The following is a 25,840-nucleotide window of genomic DNA, read 5'->3' on the forward strand; positions in this document are numbered from 1 at the left end:
CAATTCCCAATTCCCAATTCCCAATTCCCAATTCCCAATTCCCAATTCCCAATTCCCAATTCCCAATTCCCAATTCCCAATTCCCAATTCCCAATTCCCTCGATATCATTCGAGCAATCCTAATTTTTGCAAGCGCGAACGAATGGCAACAGGTTGTCGCTGAAATTTCTGAGCTAATTCACTAACTTCTTGGCAGTTTGCATATTCTTTCTGTAAATTCTCATCTTCCTCGCGACTCCACTTTACGTAAGCCCTGGGATATTTCTGGCGAATTTTCTCATTCTGGGTTTTAGATCGATCGGCATTTTTGGACTCAGCATTCACACCAGAACCTAACGGTTGGTTAATTTCCCCGCCGCGACTAGCTACAGCCTCCTCCACGCGGGTGGGAATCACAGCAATTTCTTGAGCAAGCTGAGCCAAAGCATTATCTACTTGTTGCTGAAGTTCTGTTAGCTGTCGCTGCTGCAAATTTCCCCATTGCGGCAGTTCGTTGATAAACTCCTGCAAGTCCAGAATGATTGTTGTCAAAGTTTCGACTTGTTGCAACTCAGGCCGTTGTTTGAATTGGCGGCTGGTGATTTCGATCTCGCTTTGAATCATTTTAATAGTTTTTTCTAAAATTATGATCCGCTGGCGCAGGTTCTCAATTGCTGAAATTATAGAGTGGGAATTTTCTGCCTGGCCAACATTGAGATTTTCGCGAGATGTTTGGGCAAGAGCTGTATCTAAAGAACTTACAGCAAGTTGTAATTGCTCGATCGCCCGATCGCTCGTAGTGGCTTGTTGGTTTACGCGATCGAACACTGCCGCGGTACTTGTTTTAACTTGCCCGCGAAACTTCTGGCGGTTCACAAAATTCAAAAAGAGCGAAATTACTACAGGAACTTCGACATAAATGCTCTGCTGCAAAACCAAACTAGCAGCCAATCCTACAGCCGAGGCAGCAAGAAAGATTAATTCAGCAGTTTCTAACAAATTGCTCGATTTGGGATTTTGAATTTTGGTTGATGAATTAGGTGATGACATAGATTAATTGGGAATTGGGAATTGGGAATTGGGAATTGGGAATTGGGAATTGGGAATTGGGAATTGGGAATTGGGAATTGGGAATTGGGCATTGGGCATTGGGAATTGGGAGGCTGTACATCACGGAATTTAAAATTACTATGGGTTTTTTATTATGCCAATCTACATAAATATATTATAATTGCAAAATTAGTCGAGCTAAAGTGAAATAAATTAAGACTCCGAGGACATCAACTGCGGTGGTAATAAAAGGAGCAGACATTAAAGCGGGGTCTAAACCCAAAGAACGAAAGAGAAACGGCAGAGCTGAACCGGCAATAGAAGCTAAAATTGCGATCGCCAGCAAACTCACCCCCACCGCGATTGCCACGGCTAAATTCCCTTGCAGAGTGTAAGCCCACCCCGTCGCTACCGTCCCCAATATAGCGCCTAGGAGCGCTCCCGCCATCCCCTCACGCACAATTACTTGAAAGGGGCCCATGGCTGTAATTTCATCAGTATTCAAACCGCGAATTACTACAGTTGAGGACTGGGCTCCGACATTGCCTCCAGTGCCAGTCAGCAGCGGAATAAAGGCTGCTAGGGCGACTACTTGGTGCAAAATATCTTCTTGAGCTCTAATAATTGCTCCGGTGACAGTGTTGGTCAACAGCAGAACAAACAGCCATACGACCCTTTTGCGGGCGACGGTGATTAAATCGGTCTGAAAATAATTGTCGCCGCCGGACTGGACGCCACCCAAGGTATAAATATCTTTGGCAGCTTCTTGTTCTAAAATGTCGATCGCGTCGTCAACTGTAATGATCCCCACCAGACGCTGTTCGCGGTCTACAACGGGCACAGCTAAAAAATCGTAACGCTGGATCAGCCTAGCTACTTCTTCTCGATCCGTTCCCGTTTGCACAGAAACTACCTCGCGGGTCATAATTTCGCCGACAGTTTTGTCGAGGGGAGAAGTGACTAAATCCCGCAAGGATAAAATGCCACTCAACCGTCGCGCCGCATCAGTGACGTAAAGAGAATAAATGGTTTCGGTAGTTTTAGCTAAAGAGCGAATTCTGTCTAAAGCTTGAGCAACGGTAAAGCTTTCTTTGAGAGAAATGTATTCTGGGGTCATAATCCGGCCGGCGCTACTGGCTTCGTAACCCAAGAGTTGGGCCGTAGCTTCGCGTTCCGTTGGGCTCAATTCACCTAAGAGGCGGCGGACTAAGATGGCCGGCAGTTCGTCAAATAGTTTAGCTCGATCGTCCGGGGACATTTTGTCTACAATATCGATTACTTCTTGGCGTTTGAATTTTTCGCAGAGGGACTGCTGAACGCTGGAGTCGAGATATTCGTAAACTGCGATCGCTTCGTCTTTAGAAAGCAACCGGAAAGCTATTACTTGCATGGTTTCCGGCAGGCCTTCGATAGCTTCAGCGATGTCTGCTTCCTGCACCGGCTGCAAAATCGCTTTTGCTCCTTGAAAGTCTCCTTGTTCCAACAAAGCCTTTAACTGCGATCGAACTAATTCCCGCAGTTCTTTTCGCGCGTAGGTGGGTAGAGAAGACGATTGATAATTGTTTTCTGTCACTGATGACCCTCCTCATGCAATTTTAGATTTTAGATTTTAGATTTTAGATTTTAGATTTGGGATTTGGGATTAAAGAATTGCGAATGACTTACTGAGTCAGCAGATTTGAACTTGACCTACAGTTGCATTTTTGTGGTAACTGGTATCAACCTGTGCTGCACGCCTTCCTGAATCCAGTTTATAGCCTATTGACACCACTGGTTGCAGTTATTACGATTTACACGGGCAGCGCGAGCAACCGAATTTTTTGGCAGATGCGGCAGCACCAAAACCAAGCTGTATTGTCGAAACCGAATTTCTTGGTATGATGTTTTCGAGCTAGTGCAACAGAGTGTGAGTTCGGGAGAGTGCGATCGATTACCGATTATTAATTACCAATTACCAATTACCAATTACCAATTACCAATTACCTCATCGCCTTTGAGAATGGGTATACTGTCAACCCTTCGGCTTCGCTCACGGCAAGCTGTCAACTGCCAACTGTCAACTATCAACTGCCAACTGCCAACTATCAACTGTCAACTGTCAACTGCCAACTGTCAACTATCAACTGTCAACCGACTTAAACCAATAACTGGTATTTTTCTTGTGCCAAACGGTAAAGTGGGCGCCACACCAAACGGTTAGTCAATACAACCAACAGCGACATCACAGAAGTAGCCGCTAACAGTAAAGGAAAATTACCCGATGCCGTTGCTTCAGAAATGGTCTCGCCCAAACCGCTCGTTCTAATTATTTCACCTTTAAACTGCACGTATTCGCTGACAATACTCGCATTCCAAGCTCCGCCAACCGCCGTAATAATTCCTGTGATTAAATAAGGGAATATTCCCGGCAAAATTAAAGTTTTTCAGCGTTGAATTAGGGAAAGTTTGTAAACTTGCGCGGCTTCAAATAACTCCGAAGGTATGGCTTGAGCGCCCGCAATCACATTAAACAGCAAATACCACATTGTACCCAACATCATCAGCGCTACAGAACCAATTTGCAACCCGCCTCCAGCGTGAATTAGAGCTAGTAGCAATACGGGAAATAAAGCCGTTGCTGGTACAGAAGCGGCTATTTGCACTAAAGGCTGCAAAATCTGAGCTAAACGCGGATTTCGACCGATCGCCACTCCGACAGGTACAGTCCACAACAGCGATAAAAATAGCGCGCAAATGACTCGCAAAGCCGTAAAAAATGCACCTCCCACGACTTTTTGCCAATCAGATACACTCAGGAACCTCAGCAGCAGTAAGGCTTCCCAGGTTCCCCAAAGGACGATCGCAGCAAACCCGCTGACAAACAGCCAATTGATCCAATTGCCGAGGCGGCTTTGTGCGCGAGGACTGGTTGGTAAATGAGCAGGTGCAAAACCTCTTGCCGCATAGCGATCGAAACTGTCACCTACGGGCGATATGCGCGACTTCAACACCCGCAGCGTCGCCGATCGCCTTAAAAAATCCAACACCTTGGACTGCGGTACATTGGTCGCTTCTACGGCTTGATATTTAAACTTTTCCACCCAAGCAATCAAAGGCTGCCAAATGAAAAAATCTATGGCTACAATCACACCAATTAATACTGCTAAACCCCAGCCGATCGCCCCAAAATTGCCTTCATTAGCTGCCTTGCCCAAATAGGAACCGAGTCCGGGCAGATGAAAGTTTTTAGCACCCAAGGTAAAAGATTCGATCGCAATCAAAAAGAACCAGCCACCAGCCACTGACATGACGCTGTTCCACACCAGCCCGATCGCACCAGCGGGCAATTCTAACGTCCAAAATTGTTGCCAAGCATTCAGCCGATAAACTTGAGCAGCTTCCTTGAGTTCTTGCGGAATGCCGGATAGGGACTGATAGAAACTAAAGGTCATATTCCAAGTCATTCCAGTGAATATTAAGATAATCGATGCGAGTTCTACGCCGATTCTTTGACCGGGAAATAATGTAACTAGCGCTAAAACTACTCCGGGCAAAAAGGATAAAACTGGAATCGACTGTAAAATATCTAATAAGGGAATTAAAATTTTTGCTGCGAGAGGAAAGCGGTAAGCTGAATAAGCATAAACTAAGGTAAATAGCAAGGATAAAAAATAGGCTGCTGTCATGCGTAAAAGAGTCTGGGCTGTATACCCTGGCAATACATTGAGGGTGGTCTCAATTTTAAAGTTTGGGTTGTAGTCACTGTTGAATTGAGAAGCTGTTTGGACTATTACTAGAATTAGAGAGAAGATTGCTAGAATTAGCAAGCCGTCTTGCCAAGTCCAAGTCGATCTTTCTAATGTTTTATTGGCGGGTGTTAGGGGTCTTGTCATAATAATTAGTTATTGGTAATTGGTAATTGGTAATTGGTAATTGGTAATTGGTAATTGGGCATTGGGAATTGGGAATTGGGAATTGGGAATTGGGGATTGGGGATTGGGAATTGGGAATTGGGAATTGGGGATTGGGCATTGGGAATTGGTCAGTTACTATTGTTATTAGTTATTAATTATTAGTTGTTAGTTGTTGATTCTAATGACTAATAACCAGTAGTCAGTAACCAGTAACCAGTAGTCAGTAACCAGTAACCAGTAACCAGTAACCAGTAACCAGTAACCAATGACTACTGACTACTGACTACTCATTTTTAGGTTCTTCGGATTCTAGAAATATTTCACCCCCTGGTTCGTCGTAGCTGTACAACTCTGCATAACGACCCCAGTCAATCGCAGTTTTTAATTGCCGCATTGCTTCTTGGGGGCTAAAGTGGGCTTCGAGAATGTCCAAAATCAACTCTTCAGAAATGCGGTGATTTCGCTTAGACTGAAGCATTCGAGAAATTTGCTGTACTGCACGAATGTTGCTGAGGATTTGGGTGCGAACAATTTGTTTGCGCTGGTCAATTCCGCCGGCAATGAATTGAATTCCAACTGGTGTTAACAGGAGGTCGCCTTCTTGAATTACTAGGAATTCCATTAATTTGGCGGCTTCGACGATCGGCAAAATGTCGTCTACCTCTAACATTAATTCTTGACCGAGTCGGTAGAGGTCTTTTTCCTTGCGATCTTCCAGGAGTTCTAACAAACCTGCGATCGCACCTGTGCGTACTTGCGGCAGAGATTGGTATTTAGTGCTGGGGGCGGGTTGAGTCTGAGATACAGCAGTAGCGGTACTTTGAGTTGGTGCAGCCACTGTTTCGCAGCTTAACTCTGGATTCGTCAGAATTTTGTACACTTGGTCTACGAGGGCTTGGAATTCTGGAGTTTTGCGATCGCGGTAGTGCGGCAAAGTCACGGTTAGTTCGGCGCGAATTCGCCCGGGATTGCGGCCGAGGACTACAATGCGATCGGCTAAAATGACCGCTTCCTCAATCCCGTGAGTTACGATTAATACAGCTTGAGTCGGAATCTTTTTTTCTAGCCACAAATCTAATAACTCAAACCGCAAGTTTTCTGCGGTCAACACATCTAAGGCTGAAAACGGTTCATCCATGCACAGCAATTCCGGTTCTACCGCCAAAGCCCTAGCAAATCCCACTCGCTGCCGCATTCCGCCGGACAGTTCTTTCGGATAAGCATTTTCAAATCCGTCTAAACCGATAATATCAATCATTCGCAAGGCTTTTTGGCGGCGCGGTTCTGGCAAGTCTCCTTTAGCTTTTAATCCTAATTCTACATTTTCTAGTACCGTCAGCCAGGGATAAAGGGCAAAGTTTTGAAAGACAATCGCTATCCCAGGATTTAAGCCGACTAAGGGACGATTGTGATAGAGAACTTCACCATCGCTGGGGGGGATTAGTCCAGCAATCATCCGCATTAATGTAGATTTGCCAGATCCGGAAGGGCCTAGTAAAGCTACTATTTCGCCCGATCGCAGTTCTAAATTTATTGGCTCTAAAATAGATATTTGTTGACCGTTGGGCTGCTGGTAAGCCTTGCTGACACCTTTTAAGGTAATGAGGCACTCTGTTGCTATTTTAACTACCACAACTAAACTCCCTCGCTTGTTATTTAACTTTAGTTATTAGTCATTAGTTATTAGTCATTGGTCATTGGTCATTGGTCATTGGTCATTGGTCATTAGCCATTAGCCATTAGCCATTAGCCATTGGTCATTGGTCATTGGTCATTGGTCACAAACTTTTACAAACTGAAAACTGATATTTGTCCGCAGACACGAGTTTGCCTCCGTTGGTCTTAACATTGATTCTTGGGTTTCCATACGTATACCTCATAAACTCATTTTTAGCAATACCTGCTGACGGGAATGCTTCATTCAGTTGACAGTTGACAGTTGACAGTTGACAGTTGACAGCACTTGACAAAGGAAGGAAGAGGATTGGAGTAATGAATCCTCTTCTTTTAATTTATCGCGATCGGGCTTGGGGCTTTAAACCAATGCTTTCTGGTAAAATCTGCAAGATATCAATTAAAGCGGAATTGAGGAGCGATCGCCAAAACCTGGTCGAGCTGAAAAAAATTAATTTTTAGATTAATTTTAAAATTAATTGCTACAAGTGCTGATTTCATATAAATTATTTTTCATTAGACGAGCCGCAAGCCGGACACGGCATTGCAGTTTCCCTACAGATGCTCGATTAGTATTTTATCTATTTGCCAATTCGTGCTAAAATGCTGCCTAACTGAACGGCAATTACTCCTAGTATGGCACTGCCAGCCCAGTAAAAAGTGGCAAAGCTGTAAAAGCGATCGCGCAACAAGACATTTGTCTCTAAACCGTAAGTCGAAAAAGTAGTATAAGCCCCCAAAAATCCCGTTGCTATCATTAACCGCACCTCCGACGGAACCGTCGGCACCCGTTCAAAAATCAGGGTGATAAAAAATCCCATAGCCAAGCAACCGGTGATGTTGATAAAAAAAGTTCCGTAGGGAAAAGCCGTTCCGAAACGGTTGGCAAACCACAAGGTGATATAATACCGGCTCAATGCGCCGACAATGGCACCGAAACTAATTGCGATCGGGTGGCGGAGATTCGGGTCTTGCAGCATCAAAGGATTTTAGATTTTAGATTCAGCGGACTCATCTAAACTATTGTATGATTAAAAGGGCGATCGCCCTTTTAAAAATTATAGAGAGTATGTATGCAAATTGTGCTGGCTGCCGTAGACGATAACTTAGTTAGAGCGTGGGAAAGCACTTGTGGCAATATCGAGAATGTCAAGATACATCGCGGTTCAATCTTTGATGTGAAATGCGATGCGATTGTGAGTCCAGCGAATAGTTTTGGCTTCATGGACGGCGGCTTAAATTTAGAGATTGCTGAATATTTTGGAAGTCACGTTCCAGAACGCCTGCAAAAACTAATTCAGAGTCGCCATCACGGCGAACTATTGGTAGGATTAGCCGAAGTTGTCGATACCGATCATGACGAAATTCCCTATTTAATTGCTGCCCCAACCATGCGGGTTCCGACAATTTTAACAGAGACAGTCAATGTTTATCTAGCAACCAGGGCTATTTTAACTCTCGTAAAATTTGGCACGGTTCCAGACGGAACACCAGTCAAACATATCATTGAAACGATCGCGATTCCCGGCATGGGTACGGGCACAGGTAAAGTGCCACCCGATATCTGCGCGCATCAGATGCAAGTCGCGATCGCAGATATCCTCCTATCTCAATACCAATTTCCTAAATCTTGGCTGGACGCTCAAAAATCTCACCACTTGTTATATGCTGGCGATGCCGGACAGTTGTCGCTGGAAACTTGAAAGGCCCAAATCTCAAATTTCTACAGTGTTTAGCAACCGGGTTTCTTGGTAGTCTGTATTTTGAGGTGGAGCGATTTATCAGAAATTAAAGGGGTGCATCAGGTTTTTGAAGAGGGCGATCGCATGACCGCATATAAGTTATTAGTTATAATCTCATATTTACTGCGGTCATGCGATCGCCCCTACACACATATTTGCAAAACCCAGATGCACTCAACTAAAAACTAAAGTACGCTAAACCGTACCTGCAAGTTGGCGGTATCCTACACGCGAGCTCAACTTGGGTAGATAGAATCCCCAGTGTTATAATTTTGTTGTGGCGAACTGGGGCAGCACCAGCGGGGGAGACTTCCTGAAAGCTCGTGCAAGAGCTAGCCACACTTGGTGCTATCTGGTGATGGGACGGCTTAAGCGCGGCCACGGCGAGTTATGAAACATTGACTCAACGGATACTGGGCCTAAGGGCTCAGCCTTCAAGTTCGATTCTTGAAAGCACCTTCAAATAATTGCTCGCAGTGCTGCTAAACCTGCTATGTGTATTGGGTAGAAGTAGTAGAAGAATCTTTTCTCGATCGCGTTTGGTTTGCGATCGCACTTTGGATCGTGGTATCTCAGGATTAACGGTGCGAGCACTGCAAAAAATTGATACCAGCACCCAGTTGTAACGGCGCAAATTATATTTGTTACAGTCCATCCTATCCACCAAAGTTTGTTGTTTTTGAATCCGACCATCATTAGCGAGCAGATTATTGCATACCAGCCGTAATCTATTTTTAAAATCTGTGCGCTAACTAAGCTGATTGCCAGTATTGTAATTTTGCGATCGAACTTTCTTATATATTGAAACGTGATTGCGATGGCAGCAAAACTAAACATTATATTTAACTGCAATGTGTTGAACAATAACATTGCGGGAATTTGTGAAATTGTTCCAAATAATAGGAACCTAGTTATCAATGCTTTTTTCTCCCCAGGCCTTTGCCAATTTTGGGCAAAAATCCATGCAAATAACGGGAAACTTAAGCGACCAACAATTCGCAGCGGCTCTGCTTCGATTAAAACTCCGACGTGATCGATAAGCATTAAGATTGTTGCCAACCATTTAATTTGATTTTGGCTCATGCTCTTAACTGCTCTTGAAATGTGGCTAATTTAAATTTTCCAGCTTCTGAGATTGCGTATATCATAGTTCTTTTTTTCCATCCTCTAATGGTAAATTTGCGGGAGTTTAACCTTTCTACCCGTTGATATATTCCCCTTTGACAAAGGTTTATGTTTACCAGCCTGAGTTCAGCTTGAATTTCCTTGATGCTTTTGCCGTAAGCTTTCTGAGCTAATATTTTTAGCAAAAGTATGTCAACTGTGGTCAGATAAGTCATATGGGTTCTACATCAGACTGTGATTTTACAACTTTAGTTAATTTGTTGTCTAAATGCAACTTTAAAGATTTATAAATTTGGTAATAAAAAAAATACGCGATTGTACTGTTGTTTAATATTTGCAATTAATTTATTTTAGACTTATTGACTTGAGGGATTTTTTATGATCGACTCAATTTTGGCATTGGCAATTGCTACGACATCACCTTCGTCAATCCCGCCACCTCCACCAATACCTGCTTCAACTCCTGCTCCTGTGGTTACTCCTGTAGTTACTCCTAAACCCACACCGCAGCCTAGCGGGCAGACTTGGGAGCAAAAAATGTTGGAAAAATACAATCAGCGGAAAAAATCATAATGGCAATAAGTAACGACGGTCGCGAACTTTTAGATAAAATGTTTAGTCTCGTTCAGACTCCGGAAGCTCGCGCCGCTTCTGCGGGAATGAAAACGACTAACGTTGCTGGGTTTCCGCTGTTTTTGACATATGGGCGTTGGGGTGGCGCTGAAGCAAATCAGTCGGGTAATGTTAAGGCTTTTTTGTTTTTGCCTTACCTTCAAACCAGTCCGATGCCGCTTACTAAGTTTGATAACACTACCTCGATCGAAAGTCCGCTTAACATGGTAGCGTCTGGCGTACCGAATCCTTACAATTGTAAGTGTTCCATTGTTCCCTCGCTCAATACAAGTTTTCTGATCGAGGGCGAATTTTATTGGTTTCTCCTTTCCGCTAAGCCGGCAGCTATGAACATGGGTGGAACGGTAACACCTTATTGGGATGCTTCTTTAAAAGCGGCTGGCGAAAATCTCAATGAGGTGGCTAAAGATTTCTTCGCTCAATTTGCTTTAACTAAAGGACATTGGAAGCGCATGAAAAAAACAACTCCAACCTATGAAGAGGAGGAGTCTCATGAAGATACTGGCAGCAGCAATTAGTAATTCTGATTTAATCCTTTTAATAGTGTCGTTTATTTGGTCAAACCTTTTTATTTTGCTAACTCAGTTTTTTTGCTTAGCATTAATTCTTCGAGTCGTCCGCTTGTTTGTTGATTTTTAGTATGAACAATGACACCCGATATCGATTTAGTAACTGTTCTTCTCAGCGTGTTCCCGCATATTGTGCTTTTCTTTGTAGTTTGCTTTGGCTACTGGGCAATTCTTTCAGCCCTGCAATAGCAACCGATCGCATAACTGGGGCTCAGGCCGTGGCAAATATTCAAAGCTTGCTTGGCAGTCCCGAACAGTTTGCTCTTGACATGAAAACCACGACGCAAGATTTTATCAAAGACCATTTTGGCAGTATGGCGATTGCTGCTGCTTTTGGAATTGCAATTCGCATGAGGTCTTAGAAATGTTGGCTTTTTTATTTTCAATTCACATTGCCACTGTTCCTGGTGCTGCTGAAGCCATGAATTTTATTAAGGAGGATATTAAGCCAGTAATTCAGTATTCGATGGATTGGGGGATTAAAGCTGGTTTGGCGGCTACTTCGACCCATGCCTTCATAGTCCTGTGTAAGCGTTTTTTGGATTGAGTTATGAAAGAACGTATAGATGCAGTGGTAGCTACCATTGACAAGTACCTCGCGTTACCGAGCAAATTCATTGACACAAATGTAATTTTGTTGGCTTTGCTTATTTTGTCGTTAACGATTGGGGTCGGGGTACTTTATCTCAAAAACCTCATTCTTGAACAATGTTTGATTCCGCACATTCAGGAGCAATTAAAATGACCGCTGAAATTTTTACAATTGACCGCGAGCAAGTCCAAAAGTTGAACGATTTGTTCCATAAATTTGAGGCTTCCAAAGCTGCTAGGTCTGTTGCTGTTGGTGGAGCTGTTTTAGGAATTGGCGGCGCAATTGCTACTGCTGGAACTGTCCAAGCTGGTCCTGCTGGCGGTGGTGCTGCTGATGCTTCTGCTGCTGCTGCTGCTTCGATCGCTTCTGGTGTGACTAATGCCATCAACATGATTAAGGCTATTGATGGTATTGGTTTAGCTGCTTTTGGTGTGGCTTTGGCTCCTATGGGTTTCATGGTTACTCTCAGAGTTCTTAACATGGTTTTGAGCCGCGTTTAATAAATATGAGTGACTGGGCAAGCAGGCTTCTTGATTTTTCCAAATTTACCTTTTCAACTCCTGGCTTTAGTTTATCTTTGTTGTTAAGCTGGATTTTGATATTAGGTTTTATTGGATTTTTTGAGTTTAGTTTGTAATGCCTTTCACTGCTATTTATGGATTGCCGGGTCGGGGCAAAAGTTTGCTGATGCTTCAGCACGGGTTGAGGATTGCTGAAAAGTACCAATTGAAACTCGTAACTAACTTCTGCCTCGACCCATTAAATTTGGCTTATTATTGTAAGGTTAATAACCTTCGTTGGCTTTGGGAAAATATCCCAAAAGGAATTGTTTATTATGTTAGCGCTAACAAGAATTTTGCTCAATTTTTACAAATCAAAAATGCAGTAATTTTGCTTGACGAAATGGGTTTGTATGCTCCTAGCGCTCAAAGCTGGACTTTACCGCCTGAGGCTTTTAACGCAGTAGCTAACAATCGAAAGAGGGCGCAGCATATAATTTACGCGGCTCAATACCCGTCTCAGGTACATAGTTCGATCCATCAAATATGTTCTGATATACTTTATGCCGAGGGTGTTGCAATATGGGATAATAAATTGAGAAATGAGCGCCTTTTATTTAAAGACGTTCACCTCTTTCAACCGTCGGAGTTTGAGGTTTGGTTTCGCGATCCTAAAATTCGTAAAAATCCTGTTAAAGTTTGGGTACTCGCTACTAAACACTGGAAAGGAGTAATAAATTGTCATGATGCTCAGACTTTTTATACCTACGATAGCTTTGGATTACTAGAGGAGCAAGATTTAGAAACTTCTAAGTTTGCTAAAAAATCCGATTTCGGATACTATCCTTACATTATTGATTCAGCTTCTTCGGTTGAGCTTTCATCATCAGATTTGATGGAAGCTGGTTATACATTTGCTGAAATTGAGGAGAAATTGGATACTTATTACAAAGCCGACCGTTTTAAGAAAAAGCGAATTTACGAAGCTAGTAACAATCATCCGTTTGTAGCCTGGAAGTTGCAGGGTAAAATTCCATTTCCTGGGCCTCACTGTTTTCAGCAGCAAACTTTATTTTTGTGGAACTTGCTACCTGCTGCTAGTCATAAAGGCTTGAACAGATTAGATTTGCGAATTACTCGCGAGTGGTTAATTTGGCAAAATATGGACAAAGCAACAAAGAACAGCTATAAAATTACTTGGAATATTTTTGTAGGTCTTGTTTTGTGGATAGTAGTATTGATAGTTGCAAGTCTTTTCATACCCAAGAATCTGATTTTATTTTTAATACTAACTGGCATTTGTTTTTATTTACCTTTCAGGATATTTAAATAATATGGAACAAGAATATTTACCTCGCAATATTAAAATTGATTGGCTGCGGTTTCAATTTGAGACTTCGGCGATTGGTCGTATTCAGATGCTTCTTTCGATAATTAAATTGCCTTTTGAAAAAAAACAGCAGCAGATGCCTGACGTTCGCGATACTAACGTACTGGCTCTAAATAAGATTTGGCATGAGGTTTATGAGTTTCAAGGTTCTTTGATGGGTGTTTATTATGCGCCATCTAGTGGGACTGATGTTTTTCACCGCTATTTTGTTGATTTGAATGGTTCTGCTTTGGACTCTATGTCTCTTGAGATGGTTCATGCACTTTTACTTTATGTTCAGTTTGAACATAGGTTTACTGCTAATCGTATTGATATAGCTTTGGATTTTCCATTGCAATCACCTAGATTGTCGATGCGTTATTGGGAAGGTTTTATTGAGGATGGTTTGCTCGTTGGTTATCGAGCTGTACGGCGCGTGATGAGTCGCGGCGGCAACCGACCCGGCACAACTGTTTACTTGGGTTCTCGTCAGTCCGATCGCTTCGTCCGCATTTACGACAAGAATATAGATGGGGTTGAGTGCGATCGGTTGGAGGTTGAGTTTAAACGATCGCGCGCTTTGTGGGTTATGCAGCAGATTGCTAATTCATCCCCTGCTGATTTACTGTCACTGCTAAATGGTGTAGTTTGCGGACAGATTAATTTTGCTCGATCGCGCAGTGACGTTGATTTCTTTAAGAGTTATAAATATGGGCCCGTTAGTGTGCCTGCGCCACAGTTACACTTGGATATTGAAAGGTCGATCGCGTTTGTTCAGCGGCACAGCGCTACTTTTGCAATGCTGGAGGAATTTATGGGTTCTTTGAAATATGATGAATTTATGCGATCGGTATTGGCGGTCGGTAAACTTCGCATGAAGCCGCGCCACCGCAGTATTATTGCCAATGCTAAATTTTTAGGCGTCACCGTTGCGGGAGTTTTTTTTATACTGCTGCAAACTTCTGGTGCAATTGCTTCAGGTTTGGTTTGTCCTGCTACTCCCGCTCCTGTTTCGCTTGGCTCCCAGATGGTGCAGAAGTTTCCGATCGACATTGCCATGCCTAATGCTACAGAGCAGGCTTACTTGAACGCTGTGGGCGATGGGTGCTTTCAGGTTAATTCTGGCTTGAACTTCGATCGCATTTGCTTGCCCGGGATGATTGTCAATGCGTTGCGGCCTTTTGTGATCATGGGGCTTGGGATTAAATTTATATTTGGCGATTAAACGTGATACAATTTTTACTGCCTTTTTATTTAGCGACTGTTCCTCCAGCACCACCAGTTTATACTTGGTGTACTTTTCAGATGATTCAGACAGAATCTAAAGAAATGATTTCAGCAGCTTACGGTATGGGTAATGTCCCTGCTGGTACTGATTTAACTGGACTTTGTCAAGCTTTTTATACTAGAGACATTCGGGCTGAAAACAAGCCCCTGGAGCTGATATCGACTAGGGGTGAGTCTACGACATTTAATCCTGATGCTTATTGGGTTGTTAATACTTGGCGCCGAGCTTTGACTGCTGCTGAACTTGAACAGTATGCTTGTTTGTTCAATAAAAATGCTGGTGCTGGTGGCTTGCTCACGAGTGCTACTTCTGCTGCTATAAATTTAATGCCGCAGTCTCCTGATTCGATTCGCATCCCAGCATTGATGATTGCAGCTATCGAATCAACCAATTCCCCTATTTTGCGTTACGCTGCGGTGGTGATGTATAATACTGGTATCCCAATCATGTCAATTGCTGCACTTGTTAAAGCTTGGAAGCTCACTAGGAAATAATTTTTCCGTAAAATTTTTCATATATACCTTGTTTTTCTTTAGGTGGAATTGTTGACGGGGATTCGATATTTTGTAACGTTTCTTTTAGGTCTTTGCATTTGCCTATTTTGATTAAATCTTTGATGGTTCTTATGTAATGAGAAATTTTTATGAAACAATTCCATTTAAATATTTCATAGAGCTTGAATTCTACTTTTATCTGGCAGTAAATTTGTCTTTTGTTTACTCTAGTATCTTCGACTTTTTCTAATGTTAAACTTAATTTCATGTTATCAAGAACTGCTAAATTGTTAACTGGATTGAGATTGTTGGTTGCAGAAGCTGCACCTATTGTAGCAACAAGCGTGGGTTTGTTGAGCGCGCGCACTGCTGCTTATTTGGTTGGGTTTGCTTTGGGTTCGATTGCCATTGGTTGGTTGCCGATTATTGCAACTTTGATTTCTCTTGCTGGGATATTCGGTGGTTCTACTCAAGAATGCGACAATTATCGTGCTGAGCTTGAGAGAATTAGATTGGCTAATGAAGCTGCGAGAATAGCTGCTGCTCCGTTAATTAAAGCATGGGAGGTTCAATACAAAGTTTGGCAAGCTGGATATAATAACTATTATTCAACCAACCCTTCTTGTTTAGAATATGGCCCTATTACATATGGTGGGTGTGTTGGTGGCGGAGGGCAGTTTGGTATTTATTGCTGGACACACGCTAATCCTCCGCGTTGCCTTAGACCCCTTTCACCTTATCCTGGTTTTTCAATTCCATATCCTACTATTTCATACGTTGCGTATTCAGGATGCACTCCACCTAATTGTCCGATTTCTAAAAAAGTTTGGCTCCAAACTATTTGGGCTAGTCAGTCAGATTTCGCTACTCAGACTAAAAGCTGTTTTTTGATTGGTTATTCCTACGATAAAGTTGATGGAGTGAAAATAGAATATAATCCTTTTAAGTTGTCTGAACTTTTTCTTAAATCTCGTTCTGCGAACCCCGATTTAATTGCAGGCAATCGTTTTACTAAACTTAACGAGCCTACTTGGAAAAATTTAGAAAGTACGGTAGGATGGGATAAAGGTTATTGGGCTGCCGAACAGACTGATGTTGAATGTCGCGGTTGGAATCCTGGATGGAGTCGTAAAGTAAAATGATACATCTTGTTTTTGCTATTATATCTGTTGTGATTTTTTTTATTTCTATTTTTATGTAACAGGTGAATGATGAAATGATGCTGGAATTATTTAAGAATGGTTTATTGATAGGATTTGTGGTTAATTTAGTATTTGTTATACTTTTAGCAGTTTATGTTTTGTTAGTTGAGATTTATTTAACAAGGTTGCCCGACCCTCTTTTTCAATTGCCGTTGAAACTTGCTACGGTTGTTGATTCTCGCCGCCTTTTTGGTCGAGATTTTCCATCCGAGTATATTAGGGGTTCTTGGTCGCATATTCAAAGCTATTTTTCTTTCTTTGTTGTCGAGTATCAACTCAGTCCTAATTATCGCCCAAATTCTTCTCGACTTTTGAATTGGTGCAAGCAAAATCAATGTGTTGCTCATAGGATGGGATATTACGACATTAGGAAAAATGAATTTAATATATTTACTATTGACGATTGGTATACTAACAATATTTATCAAAACCTTCAAGACGTTAGTTCACAACAAAAACATTTAGATATTTTTTTAAAATCTTTAAATAAAGATTCGATAATAATTTTGAGCGAACCATTTAGCACGTTCGATCGCCCGCAATCCTTGAAGAAGTTTTTAGAATGGGCTTTGACTCTGCGCTTGAACAATCCGCATTTAAAATTTCAAATTGGCATTCAAATTCACTTGCAGTGGGTAGATGCTTTTTGGCTTAAGAATTGGTGGATTTTGCCAGAGCTGAGTAAATTTAGTAAAACTCAGGATTTTCCATGGATGGTTTCGGAGTTTTCTAATTACGATCGCATTTGGAAGCGTCGCCTTCGCGTTCACAATCCTAAGGAACAGATTTTTTACAAGATTGAAAGTTTAGTACCGCAGCGATTGCGCCGTGCTGTAATGCTTTGTGGCGTTTATTTAATTCATAGAGATGCCGTTAAATACGGTGCTGTGAGTTTTGTTGAATGGGGCAATTATCAAGAGACTGCTTGGTTCGTCGATCGCGTTGATGCTGATTATCAATCTAACTATCAACTTTTCAATCGCGATGGACTTCCGACTGCTACGTGGTGGGCAGTTATGCGAGGTTTGAGCGATGGCTCACCCTAAACTCACCCTAAACTCACCCTAAACTCACTCTAAACTTACCTCAAATATATACTGGTGATCGACTGAAAACGTGGGCCGGGGGGGGAGCTGGTTTATGGCCCGCCCCCCCGGCCGCGACAGGCACAGATTGAGGCGCCGCAGGCAAGGTGACACAGCAGAAAAAACAACCGGGTCGAGTAATACCCGGTATAACTCCCAAAAAAACATCAATGGTGGTATTATGACTAGCCTAGTTAAAAAATGTAAAAAACAAGATACTTACGATCAGATGGTTAAGCGCAATCGTATTTTGACGAGGAAGCTTCGCGATACCACAGAATATTTTTCTCGTCGCGTTGCAAATCTTGAGTCTGAGCTTGATCGTTATAAGAAACATTTAGAGCATTTGACTTCCGTTCTAGATCGTACAATCTAGCAACTGGCGAAATTTTTCGAGTGGCAGCTTGGCCGGTGTAGGTATTGGTCGCAAGTGCGATTGCTTCCGTCGGTCAAGTTGACGCCGAAAAATTAGCGCAGCGGTCGCCAGTTGCGGGCGGTTTTAAGTTGGTGGTCTGAATGCGCTTGGTTTCATTTGAATGCTCCACGCCATTTCTCGGCCGATTTTTACTTCTGTCTTTTTCCAGATAATAAAGTTTCCCCATTCAATTGGTGACTTTCGAGGTTTTACCTTGATCAGTTCTTGGATTTTAGAGGTTGGCAGCAGCAAAATATGGTTGGCGGCATACTCCAGTGCTTTGTATTTTGCCAGCGGGTCTGTTTCTACTTTGAAGTGGCGGGCGATCGCTTCAACTAATTTCAATGTTTCGTTAAAGTTGTCTAGTTGTCCAGTAGACAAGTCTAGTTGTTCAGTGGACAAGTCTAGTTGTCCAGTAGGCGAGTCTAGCTTGCTTGCTGTAACTGCTTCTGCGTTCTTAGGAAAGTCCGATAGTGTTGCGCCTGGGTTATTTTTCAGGAATTTGTCAAGGTTATCCAGTTTGTCCAGTGAGTCACTGGATATCTCGCCGCGTTTCACTGTTTCTATATGCAGGGCTTTCATGCGATCGTAAACTGACTGCTTGCTGCTTAGACTGTATCGCGTTTGTAGTTCAGAAATTTTGTGGTTCATTTTTTAAGAATTGAGTCTAGCTTGCTTGGACTTGAGATGATTTTTAAGATTTCCGTGACTGGTTTACCTATTGCGATCGCCCTGTAGACTTCTCCTATTTTTTTACTTGTGATATATTTAGCCCGTTGCTTTTTGCCTTCCAGCCAGCGGTAGGTGTAGTAGGGTCCGGTAGATTTATCTTGCTTCTGCCGTGTTGAGTGTTGTTGTCCGCCGATGCGGACTTTGTAGTGAAAGTCAATCCAGCCGTTGGAATTGTAGCCGCTATCCTTTCTGTTCTCTAAATCTAAATCCTCCACAACAGGCTCGGCAGTTAATGGAGGTTTCAGATTCTCCACAACAGGCTCGGCAGTTAATGGAGGTTTCAGATTCTCCACAACAGGCTCGGCAGTGTTAATGGAGGTTTCAGATTCTCCACAACAGGCTCGGCAGTTAATGGAGGTTTCAGATTCTCCACAACAGACTCGGCAGTTAATGGTGTTGGGCAAGGTTTAACTTCGTCTGGATATAAAAAATCCCACTGGTTGATGTGTGGGTTCCAGAATTGGATGCTGCCGTTGATCGGGTGAACGGCGTTGACTTTGAAAATTTCACCGCGTTTAATCCAGGCTGCGACCGCTGGCTTCCGTTTGATTTTTACCCAATCGCCGGCTTTATATTGCGGCACCGGGATTGGTTGTGGGAACAGTTCTAGTTGTTGCACTGTGTTTTTTATTAGGGCTGCGGGGTTTTCTATAACTGTCAGCGTATCTAGGGCTGTTGAGTATGGCTAGGTACCGTTTTACTATCTGCTCTCCGTTCTTGTACCTGAGGAAGTAGCTGATTTGCTCGTGGACTCCTGGGGGGTAGGTTTTGCGCATGGTGGGTGGGATGAGAGTAAAAATGCCGTCTCTCCGGCTGTCGCACCACTTTGGTTGGCTGGTCATCTTTTTGAGCTTGCGGTCTGCACCACTCCGCGACTCTTTGGGGTATCAAGCTCTTTCCCCAAACCTGTTACTACCTGGTTTTTCAGGCAGATTTTGTTCAGTCGCTTTGGATTTGCCCTGGCAGGTGTCGCCAGTATTAAACTTTTCTCAGTTATTTACCAGATGTGAAGTTTTGTAAACTTTTAGTAAAACTGCCGTTGTCCCACTCGGCAGCTTGGTTTTAATTTCGGTGGTGCGGGGTTTTGCCACAAGGATTTGTTCGCTTGTCTGGGAAAATAAGTCAAGTGACAGACCTAGGGGTTCTAATTCGAGGTCTGGTACCTGTTCTCTACCTCCAACTATTTTAAGTCTATGTACTGACGCAAGTCAATATATGGACTTATAATGAGTTGTACCTATGAAAATGCCAGTGAAGAATCAATTAAAACGAATTCTTGAGGATCGTTTCCAGAAACCTTTAACTGCTTACAGGTTCCGAAAGCTAAGTGGTTTGGGTCAGGCAACCTCTTTGAAAATTAACGATCCATTTTGGGTTCCTCGACCTGAGACACTTGAAACTATTTGCAAAACGTTTAATTTGCAGCCTGGAGATTTTTTATTTTATGAGGAGGATTCGGAAAATTCTTCAATTTAATTTAGGTCTACGTGTTGACGCAGGTCTATGTATTGACCTATGATAGATACAGATGCAATTTGCATACCCTGTAACGTCACCCCTGGGCTTGTACTGCTCAAGCCCTTTCTTCTAAAATATGTTTCAGTCCAAGCTTTACGAACTTAAGGCGATCGCCCTTGAACTGGGAGCTCAACCCGTCGGCGACTGTCGCAAAATCAGAACGTGGGAATTGGCGATCGAGCGCGCTGCTGAGTCTATGGGCATATCGATGGAGGCTGCTTACAGTCCTATTTTGCGGGAACTTGAATTAGCGGCTAAAAATTCCCCCGGTGTCGAATCTGCTCAGGAGTTGATCGCACAAGCGACAGAAAATTCCCTCGGTGTCGAAGCGGTGCCGGTCGGAATTGCGCTCTCACCAAGCTTTCTTGCTCGCTACGTGCCACAGCTTGAGCTGATTTATTTCAAGCCTGATGCGGAAGGACAACTGAACTTACTTGATTTTGAGTTTTCAGCAGTAAACGAGCCGCCTGACCCAGACGATTACGATTGTATGTTTGCTTTCTGGGCTGCTTATGACGCTTGGTGCGATTGCTACCCTGATGACTGTTCTGAGCAATGCACGGAGCCGATCGGAAAAAACCTTTCGGTTTTGGAAGCTGTCCAGGAGCCGATCGCACAAGTAGCCGAAAATTTCCCTGATGTTGGAACTGTTTCAACAGTTTCGATTGAGTCAATGTGTTATTGGGCCCCTTGCGACCAACTGCTGCTAACAACTGCGCCAGTATTGGAAAATCTTTGTTCTTGTGGCGAGGTGCTTGCTAGCCAGTGTGATGGTCGTACTGTCACTGTCCGCGTCTATCCCAATCGTACGGTTCAAGTCTCCTGTTATAAAAATCGAGTTGGTTGTTGCAGTCGATCGCCTCCAGGAGGTGATGTCATGGCTTGACTTTCTGAAGTCTTATCCTGATGTTTTGACTTTTCACTCCTGCTGTAGCGGTTGCTTCTCAAACAGGCAATCGCTTCTTTCCCTATTAACTTTTGGACTGCGAAATCTATGTTTTCTTTAAAAGTTGTTCTTCCTGTTTACAAACTCAACGCGTGGCAAAACTTGCAAACCTCTGGTGAAATTACCGCTACCTGGACTGGCGATAATCTTTTAGAAGGTGACGAGTCTATCAAAAAACAAGCTACTGAATGGTTGGAGAAACAAGAATCCCAAAGTCGGATTATTTCTGATTACGATAATGTTTTGACACTTAAGAGAGATGCTGAAAGACTTTTGCGGCAAGTTAAGCGCGAACTTAAATTGAATGAAGCAAAGCTTGAGTTGCTCAAGGGATTTTTTAGTAATTTAGGTTTTGAACCTGATTCTGAACATTTGCAGATTGCAGACAATGTGCTTAAGCAGCTTCAAGCTGTTGTTGTTGTTGAGGATGATGATGACGAGGAAGATATATCTAATTCACTTTCTCGGGAGTTTTAAATCATGAACGAACGAGAACTTGACGAACTTCGAGCTGAATTAGTTGTAGCCCGCGCTCAAATTGAGCAGCTCCGACAGTCTAATGAGCAATTGCAAAAATACCTTCGCGATAAAGACGATACTATCCGCCAAGCTAAAGATATTACTCCTGTTAGTCGCGTGAGCCTGAAGAGAGTTTTACTTCTCGTTCGTGCTGCTGCTTTAGATCTTTCTAAAATTTCTAAGCTTGATGGAGGTGGCTGGCTTCTTAGCATGGGTGCTACTTTGCAGCGTAAGTTTAGAAGCCTCCGCCAAATTTGGGAATTGCTCAATGTTGAGGATTGGTACTTGAACGATTTGTTTGACGAATCAATTCCCGCTAATTCTGGCTCCAATTTATTGTCTAAAGTTGTTTCGGCTGTTTCTAATTGCGCTAATTGGTTGACTGGTGGAGCGCGTCAGAATTCTTTTGAAACTTGGAATCATTTTGTAAATGCTTATGGAGATATTTCTAGTGAGATTTCTTCAGCGTGAATATATCTTGAGAACGCCTGATGATATTGCTTGACTCGGTAGTTGAAACTTTCTTTAAAAAGGGGAGTCGCGGATTGAGTCCAAATCAACCGTCGATTAGTCTGGTTGCAATTTAGGGTTTTTAGATAGAAACAAGCTTTAATGGCTTTTCAACATTCGTAAGCTCGATTGCAATTTGACTGATTGTTTTTTGTGTTTTACAGCTTTGAGAGTGAAGCGGGCTTTTTGGGGCCCTTGGGTGATTCGCAAGCTTTTATTTCTTGACACCTAGATTTGGATATTAACAATGAGAGTTTTGGGGATTGATATCTGCAAGTCCTCTGTTGTGTGCTGTCTTCTTGAACAGCGCCCTCAGGAGCCTCGTGAATCTTATTATTCTGTTGAGTTTTTAACTTTGCGAGCTGATGCTGCGGGTATCAAGCAATTGTTAGAATTGCGGCCTGATGTTGCCGTGATGGAACCGACAGGGATAAATTATCAGCGGCTTTGGGGAACTCACCTTGCTCGATCGGGTGTTAAGGTATGTTTGGTTGCTAATAATAAACTTCCGCCCTACCGCAGTTTGCTTGACCTTCCTGATAAGGATGATGAAGCTGATGCTTTAGCTTTGGCTTGTTATTATTTCGATTATCAACATTTACCTCGACGATTTTTACAGGTGAGAGATTCTAATATTGTTCGGATGCGCGAACTTTGTTTGAGGCTGGCGCATTACAATCGACTTCAAAGTCCAATTATCAATCGTTTGCGTCAGGATTTGGCTTGGCAGTTTCCTGAGGTGATGGCGATTAAATCTGAAATGAACGCTTATGGTGATTTGCCTTTGTTGTGGGGTTGGATGGCTGGCTTGCGCAAGTCTGCAAAATACGATCGTATTTATTCTGCTACCGTCGGCACTGGTTTGAGCCAAGAAACAAAATTTGCTGCTAAAATGCTTTGCGACCTTCAGGTTCAAGACCGCGTTGTGCAACTTGAGCTTTTTCACTTAGTAACTGGTGATGTGCGGTTTTTGCCTTACCGCAAAGTTTTTGCTAGGTTTGGGTTTGGTTTGCGCGTTCAGTCCTTAATTTTGAGTCAGATTTACCCGATCGAGAATTATTTTGGTGATGATGGCAAGCCTGAGATTGTGATTCGTAAAGGTCGGAATTCTAAGAAGCCTACTAGGCGTTATCTTAGCGAGCGGCGGTTTATGAAGAGTTTGGGCTTAGCACCGACGCGCGAATGGTCTGGCGATGAGAAGAAAAAATCTCGCAAGTCTGGCAGCGATATTTGTCGTACCGCTTTTTGGCAGTGGGTTTTTACTCGCATTGAGTGTGGGCGATCGCGCTTGCGTAATGAAATTGGTGACAAGCTTTCAGTTTACTTGCTCGAAGCTAAAGCTCAGAAGCAGTCGGTTAAGTTGGTGCGATCTCGTGTGGCAGCTAAGGCTGCTAGGATGTTGTGGAGGGAATTGGTTCTTGAAATTTTTATAAACCCTGAAAATTATCTAGAGTGAATGTAAGAGAACAGAGTCAAAAAAACCCGAATAATCAAAAATTATCTGTGATGTCACCAAATACTGCGATCGCAACCCGGTTGTTGGTAGGCGGCGGCGAAATTCCATGCAAACAACTATTGAAGGTCGATCGAGATTATTGCTTAATTTAGTGCTTTCAGGGAGAGTCCCGAAATGAATCAAATTAAAACTGCTGCTTTGTTAGGCTTGTTAAGTGCGCTGTTAATTACCGTTAGCTATTGGGTAATCGGCGGTTCGGGCGGTGCAATTATCGGCATTGGTTTGGCCGCCGCCATGAACTTAGGTTCGTGGTTTTACTCGGATAAAATCGCTTTGGCAGCTTACGGGGCTGTGCCGATAACTGCCAGCCAAGCGCCGGGACTTTATACAATGGTGGAAAGGCTGGCCCAGCGCGCTAATTTACCGATGCCGGGAGTTTACCAGAAAATTGGGTCTAAAGCCCCGTCCTAAAAGGACGGATTTAATTATCTAAATTTCTTGTTCAAGATGGTATAATAGAGTAATACTACAGGTAGAATAACCGCCGATACACATGAGACACTAAGCTCAAACGACAGGTCGGGAAATAATAATGGTTAGTGGGTGGCGAACACCACGAAAAACATAGCTAGGGTAACTAACGTAACCCAGACCAGAAAACTAAAATCTTGAATATTAAACGTACCGTGGGACACACGGGAACAAGAGAGGAAACTCTCTATCGCTTGGGGAGATAAGCCCTCTGGGATTGTTCAAATTAGGCTCAAAACACAGGTTCTATCGAACGGGTTTTTGGTTTAAGTATTGCCTTCATGATGGACAATTTTAAGGTATGTCTGTGAACCAAGAATCCCCGCGCCCTGACTGCCGGGGAGTGTCAAATTATTCCCACTGCGTCTGCTAACGCTTTTGCTACCGGGCGCGATCCCGAACACGCGGCGGTTGCGGTGACAGAAGGGATTATGAGTATGCTTTCAGAGGACGAACTCGAAGGAGTTATCGCCCACGAACTTACTCACATTAACAACCGCGATACGCTGACGCAAGCGGTGGCGGCTACGGTGGCGGGGGCGATTTCGTGGTTGGCGCAAATGGCGAGTTACAGTATGTGGTTTGGGGGTAGGGACGATCGCAACAGCCCGAATCCTGTGGGGTTGCTGCTGACAATTATCCTCGCACCGGTGGCTGCTTCGGTGATTCAGCTAGCCATTTCGCGCACGCGGGAGTTTTCGGCCGATGCGGGGGCTGCCCGGTTAACAGGCAATCCAAGGGCTTTGGCGAGGGCTTTGCAGCGGCTGGAAAGTGGGGCGCGGCAAATGCCCTTAGATGGTAATCCAGCTTTTGCGCCGCTGTTGATTGTGAATTCGTCTGCTGGTGATTGGTTTAGAAGTTTGTTTTCGACTCATCCAACTACGGAATCGCGGATTGAAAATTTGATGAAGCTGGAACAAGAATTGACTGGTTCTTATTAATAAGTGTTAGAATGAATTCTGGCGCTACAAATCGAAAGTTTAAACAGCCAGCATGAGTTCTGGTGCTATGGTTCAACAGTTGACAGTTGACAGTTGACAGTTGACAGTTTAAAAGCGACCTCTACCTAGAAGTCCGAGGAATCGAGTAATGAATAGTCTGATTTTAATTTCTCCCTCAAAGGCTTGGGGCTTTCAACCAATTCTTTCTGGTACAAAGTCTTAAGGGCCAGAATTAATTCTGGCAGTACATAACAAAGTCTGTGTTTGCGGATTACCAAAGGAGATATCGCAATGACTGATCCAAATTTGAATGAAGTAACTGAAGTAACTGAAGTAACAATTGTAGAGGCTACTCCCGAAACGACGACGATCGTCACAAAGGAGATGCCGGATGCTACGCCCGAAGCGATCGCAGAAACAGCCGCTTTGTTTGAAGCAATTAAAAAACGCGCCGCCGCCGAAGTCCAAGCAGCCGGCGATCTCACCCGCGAAGCTTATTTGAAAGCCCTCCAGAAGGCTTCAGGCGCGATCGAACAAAATAAGTCGATCGCCAAAGAGAGAATGACTGAGGCTGTCAACCTACTCAAAAAGGAATCCGAGAAAAATTGGCTGGTGGTGGATGCGATTAAAACGCGAGCTCAAGCCCAGGTGCAAGATGCCGGCGAAGTCAGTCGCGAAGCTTATTTGAAAGCGGTTCGACAAGCGCGGGAAGCGGTGGAACAAAATAAATTAGTCGAACGCGATCGCATCGATCAAGCTGTTGAGCACATTCACAAGGAAACTGAAAAGAATTGGCACGTGGTTGTGGGAGAAATTGAGTCGATTGGCGCTCGATTGAAAGAGACTGCTAAGTCTGCTTGGAACTCGCTAACGGCGTTTTTTGACAAGTCCGATCGCGGCGATTCGGAGAAGTAATCGGAATTGATATAATCAGTTCTTCATATCAAATCCGTTTGCATCGGAATGATATAAACGGAATGATATAGCGGTTCTCAGAAAGATTCGCGGACGTTGTTGGGCTTGGGCCCTCTTGGTTTCAGTGGTTATATAACCTGTCAGTCATACCTCACCTTTTTG

The 25,840-nt window shown here is 43.3% G+C and carries 31 protein-coding genes and 1 pseudogene; 21 read left to right on the forward strand and 11 right to left on the reverse strand.

The window, feature by feature from the left end; translation table 11 throughout:
• Positions 1 to 105: 105 nt before the first annotated feature.
• On the reverse strand, positions 106 to 1,029 hold the full coding sequence (locus JGK11_RS27240) for a hypothetical protein (RefSeq protein WP_293213631.1): 924 nt from the start codon (positions 1,027 to 1,029) through the stop codon (positions 106 to 108).
• A 7-nt stretch (positions 1,030 to 1,036) separates the two neighbouring features.
• On the opposite strand from JGK11_RS27240, the gene JGK11_RS27245 reads away from it, so the two are divergent.
• A complete protein-coding gene (locus JGK11_RS27245) occupies positions 1,037 to 1,162 on the forward strand; it encodes a hypothetical protein (protein WP_293177499.1) in 126 nt (41 codons plus the stop codon).
• Between the two features lie 42 nt (positions 1,163 to 1,204).
• On the opposite strand, the gene mgtE is transcribed toward JGK11_RS27245, so the two are convergent.
• Positions 1,205 to 2,602, reverse strand: coding sequence for a magnesium transporter (gene mgtE, locus JGK11_RS27250; protein ID WP_293155286.1), 1,398 nt, complete (start codon positions 2,600 to 2,602; stop codon positions 1,205 to 1,207).
• Between the two features lie 562 nt (positions 2,603 to 3,164).
• Positions 3,165 to 4,901, reverse strand: a pseudogene (locus JGK11_RS27255) (ABC transporter permease subunit).
• A gap of 47 nt (positions 4,902 to 4,948) precedes the next feature.
• Between JGK11_RS27255 and JGK11_RS27260 the strand changes: the two are divergent.
• Positions 4,949 to 5,077 carry a hypothetical protein gene (locus tag JGK11_RS27260; RefSeq protein WP_293213633.1) on the forward strand — a complete coding sequence of 43 codons (129 nt, stop codon included), beginning with the start codon at positions 4,949 to 4,951 and terminating at the stop codon, positions 5,075 to 5,077.
• A 128-nt stretch (positions 5,078 to 5,205) separates the two neighbouring features.
• Here the strand turns inward: JGK11_RS27260 and JGK11_RS27265 are convergent, their stop codons facing one another.
• Positions 5,206 to 6,555, reverse strand: coding sequence for a nitrate/sulfonate/bicarbonate ABC transporter ATP-binding protein (locus tag JGK11_RS27265; RefSeq protein WP_293177493.1), 1,350 nt, complete (start codon positions 6,553 to 6,555; stop codon positions 5,206 to 5,208).
• Positions 6,556 to 7,177: 622 nt separating this feature from the next.
• Positions 7,178 to 7,576, reverse strand: a complete 399-nt coding sequence (gene crcB, locus JGK11_RS27270) for a fluoride efflux transporter CrcB (RefSeq protein WP_293177489.1) — start codon at positions 7,574 to 7,576, stop codon at positions 7,178 to 7,180.
• Positions 7,577 to 7,669: 93 nt separating this feature from the next.
• Here crcB and JGK11_RS27275 point away from each other — a divergent pair, with 93 nt between their 5' ends.
• Complete coding sequence (locus JGK11_RS27275) at positions 7,670 to 8,299, forward strand: macro domain-containing protein (protein ID WP_293191840.1); 630 nt, start codon at positions 7,670 to 7,672, stop codon at positions 8,297 to 8,299.
• A 498-nt stretch (positions 8,300 to 8,797) separates the two neighbouring features.
• Here the strand turns inward: JGK11_RS27275 and JGK11_RS27280 are convergent, their stop codons facing one another.
• Complete coding sequence (locus JGK11_RS27280; protein WP_293213635.1) at positions 8,798 to 9,421, reverse strand: TraX family protein; 624 nt, start codon at positions 9,419 to 9,421, stop codon at positions 8,798 to 8,800.
• Positions 9,418 to 9,678 carry a hypothetical protein gene (locus JGK11_RS27285; RefSeq protein WP_293213637.1) on the reverse strand — a complete coding sequence of 87 codons (261 nt, stop codon included), beginning with the start codon at positions 9,676 to 9,678 and terminating at the stop codon, positions 9,418 to 9,420. Before JGK11_RS27285 ends, JGK11_RS27280 begins: the two co-directional genes overlap by 4 nt.
• Before the next feature lie 163 nt (positions 9,679 to 9,841).
• On the opposite strand from JGK11_RS27285, the gene JGK11_RS27290 reads away from it, so the two are divergent.
• The 8 genes from JGK11_RS27290 to JGK11_RS27325 all read left to right on the forward strand — a co-directional run bounded on the left by JGK11_RS27290 (position 9,842) and on the right by JGK11_RS27325 (position 14,908).
• Positions 9,842 to 10,036 carry a hypothetical protein gene (locus JGK11_RS27290; RefSeq protein WP_293213639.1) on the forward strand — a complete coding sequence of 65 codons (195 nt, stop codon included), beginning with the start codon at positions 9,842 to 9,844 and terminating at the stop codon, positions 10,034 to 10,036.
• On the forward strand, positions 10,036 to 10,614 hold the full coding sequence (locus JGK11_RS27295) for a hypothetical protein (RefSeq protein WP_293213641.1): 579 nt from the start codon (positions 10,036 to 10,038) through the stop codon (positions 10,612 to 10,614). The genes JGK11_RS27290 and JGK11_RS27295 overlap by 1 nt, the downstream gene beginning before the upstream one ends.
• 269 nt (positions 10,615 to 10,883) lie before the next feature.
• Positions 10,884 to 11,027 carry a hypothetical protein gene (locus JGK11_RS27300; RefSeq protein WP_293213643.1) on the forward strand — a complete coding sequence of 48 codons (144 nt, stop codon included), beginning with the start codon at positions 10,884 to 10,886 and terminating at the stop codon, positions 11,025 to 11,027.
• A 2-nt stretch (positions 11,028 to 11,029) separates the two neighbouring features.
• Positions 11,030 to 11,212, forward strand: coding sequence for a hypothetical protein (locus JGK11_RS27305; protein WP_293213645.1), 183 nt, complete (start codon positions 11,030 to 11,032; stop codon positions 11,210 to 11,212).
• Positions 11,213 to 11,406: 194 nt separating this feature from the next.
• Positions 11,407 to 11,757: a hypothetical protein gene (locus tag JGK11_RS27310; RefSeq protein ID WP_293213647.1), complete on the forward strand. Its 351-nt coding sequence runs from the start codon at positions 11,407 to 11,409 to the stop codon at positions 11,755 to 11,757.
• A 136-nt stretch (positions 11,758 to 11,893) separates the two neighbouring features.
• Positions 11,894 to 13,090 carry a zonular occludens toxin domain-containing protein gene (locus JGK11_RS27315; RefSeq protein WP_293213650.1) on the forward strand — a complete coding sequence of 399 codons (1,197 nt, stop codon included), beginning with the start codon at positions 11,894 to 11,896 and terminating at the stop codon, positions 13,088 to 13,090.
• Between the two features lies 1 nt (position 13,091).
• Positions 13,092 to 14,351, forward strand: coding sequence for a replication initiation factor domain-containing protein (locus tag JGK11_RS27320; RefSeq protein WP_293213652.1), 1,260 nt, complete (start codon positions 13,092 to 13,094; stop codon positions 14,349 to 14,351).
• A 2-nt stretch (positions 14,352 to 14,353) separates the two neighbouring features.
• Entirely contained in the window at positions 14,354 to 14,908 is a 555-nt protein-coding gene (locus JGK11_RS27325) for a hypothetical protein (RefSeq protein WP_293213655.1), read from the forward strand.
• Here the strand turns inward: JGK11_RS27325 and JGK11_RS27330 are convergent.
• On the reverse strand, positions 14,898 to 15,176 hold the full coding sequence (locus tag JGK11_RS27330; RefSeq protein ID WP_293213658.1) for a hypothetical protein: 279 nt from the start codon (positions 15,174 to 15,176) through the stop codon (positions 14,898 to 14,900). The two genes, JGK11_RS27325 and JGK11_RS27330, sit on opposite strands and share 11 nt — an antisense overlap.
• A gap of 19 nt (positions 15,177 to 15,195) precedes the next feature.
• On the opposite strand from JGK11_RS27330, the gene JGK11_RS27335 reads away from it, so the two are divergent.
• Positions 15,196 to 16,050 carry a hypothetical protein gene (locus tag JGK11_RS27335; protein ID WP_293213660.1) on the forward strand — a complete coding sequence of 285 codons (855 nt, stop codon included), beginning with the start codon at positions 15,196 to 15,198 and terminating at the stop codon, positions 16,048 to 16,050.
• A gap of 74 nt (positions 16,051 to 16,124) precedes the next feature.
• Positions 16,125 to 17,156, forward strand: coding sequence for a hypothetical protein (locus tag JGK11_RS27340; protein ID WP_293213663.1), 1,032 nt, complete (start codon positions 16,125 to 16,127; stop codon positions 17,154 to 17,156).
• Between the two features lie 538 nt (positions 17,157 to 17,694).
• Here the strand turns inward: JGK11_RS27340 and JGK11_RS27345 are convergent.
• The 3 genes from JGK11_RS27345 to JGK11_RS27355 are packed head-to-tail and all read right to left on the reverse strand — an operon-like array spanning position 17,695 to position 18,961.
• The gene (locus JGK11_RS27345; protein WP_293213665.1) at positions 17,695 to 18,261 is read right to left on the reverse strand and encodes a hypothetical protein; all 567 of its coding nucleotides are present in this window, start codon (positions 18,259 to 18,261) and stop codon (positions 17,695 to 17,697) included.
• Positions 18,258 to 18,635, reverse strand: a complete 378-nt coding sequence (locus JGK11_RS27350; protein WP_293213667.1) for a hypothetical protein — start codon at positions 18,633 to 18,635, stop codon at positions 18,258 to 18,260. The genes JGK11_RS27345 and JGK11_RS27350 overlap by 4 nt, the downstream gene beginning before the upstream one ends.
• Entirely contained in the window at positions 18,623 to 18,961 is a 339-nt protein-coding gene (locus JGK11_RS27355; RefSeq protein ID WP_293213669.1) for a hypothetical protein, read from the reverse strand. The genes JGK11_RS27350 and JGK11_RS27355 overlap by 13 nt, the downstream gene beginning before the upstream one ends.
• A 626-nt stretch (positions 18,962 to 19,587) precedes the next feature.
• On the opposite strand from JGK11_RS27355, the gene JGK11_RS32950 reads away from it, so the two are divergent.
• The 8 genes from JGK11_RS32950 to JGK11_RS27390 all read left to right on the forward strand — a co-directional run bounded on the left by JGK11_RS32950 (position 19,588) and on the right by JGK11_RS27390 (position 25,678).
• Positions 19,588 to 19,818, forward strand: coding sequence for a helix-turn-helix transcriptional regulator (locus JGK11_RS32950; protein ID WP_366054066.1), 231 nt, complete (start codon positions 19,588 to 19,590; stop codon positions 19,816 to 19,818).
• A gap of 118 nt (positions 19,819 to 19,936) precedes the next feature.
• Positions 19,937 to 20,746: a hypothetical protein gene (locus JGK11_RS27360; RefSeq protein WP_293213671.1), complete on the forward strand. Its 810-nt coding sequence runs from the start codon at positions 19,937 to 19,939 to the stop codon at positions 20,744 to 20,746.
• Positions 20,747 to 20,854: 108 nt separating this feature from the next.
• A complete protein-coding gene (locus JGK11_RS27365) occupies positions 20,855 to 21,283 on the forward strand; it encodes a hypothetical protein (RefSeq protein ID WP_293213673.1) in 429 nt (142 codons plus the stop codon).
• Positions 21,284 to 21,286: 3 nt separating this feature from the next.
• Positions 21,287 to 21,796 (forward strand): hypothetical protein, encoded by a 510-nt coding sequence (locus JGK11_RS27370; protein WP_293213675.1) that lies wholly within the window; start codon positions 21,287 to 21,289, stop codon positions 21,794 to 21,796.
• Between the two features lie 286 nt (positions 21,797 to 22,082).
• Positions 22,083 to 23,291 (forward strand): transposase, encoded by a 1,209-nt coding sequence (locus JGK11_RS27375; protein WP_293213678.1) that lies wholly within the window; start codon positions 22,083 to 22,085, stop codon positions 23,289 to 23,291.
• A 174-nt stretch (positions 23,292 to 23,465) separates the two neighbouring features.
• Positions 23,466 to 23,762 (forward strand): hypothetical protein, encoded by a 297-nt coding sequence (locus tag JGK11_RS27380; protein WP_293177485.1) that lies wholly within the window; start codon positions 23,466 to 23,468, stop codon positions 23,760 to 23,762.
• A 413-nt stretch (positions 23,763 to 24,175) separates the two neighbouring features.
• Complete coding sequence (locus JGK11_RS27385; RefSeq protein ID WP_366035300.1) at positions 24,176 to 24,763, forward strand: M48 family metalloprotease; 588 nt, start codon at positions 24,176 to 24,178, stop codon at positions 24,761 to 24,763.
• A 291-nt stretch (positions 24,764 to 25,054) separates the two neighbouring features.
• Positions 25,055 to 25,678 (forward strand): hypothetical protein, encoded by a 624-nt coding sequence (locus JGK11_RS27390; RefSeq protein ID WP_293213680.1) that lies wholly within the window; start codon positions 25,055 to 25,057, stop codon positions 25,676 to 25,678.
• Positions 25,679 to 25,840 lie beyond the last annotated feature (162 nt).

Source organism: Microcoleus sp. PH2017_34_RAT_O_A (genome assembly GCF_020737885.1).
GTDB lineage: Bacteria > Cyanobacteriota > Cyanobacteriia > Cyanobacteriales > Microcoleaceae > Microcoleus.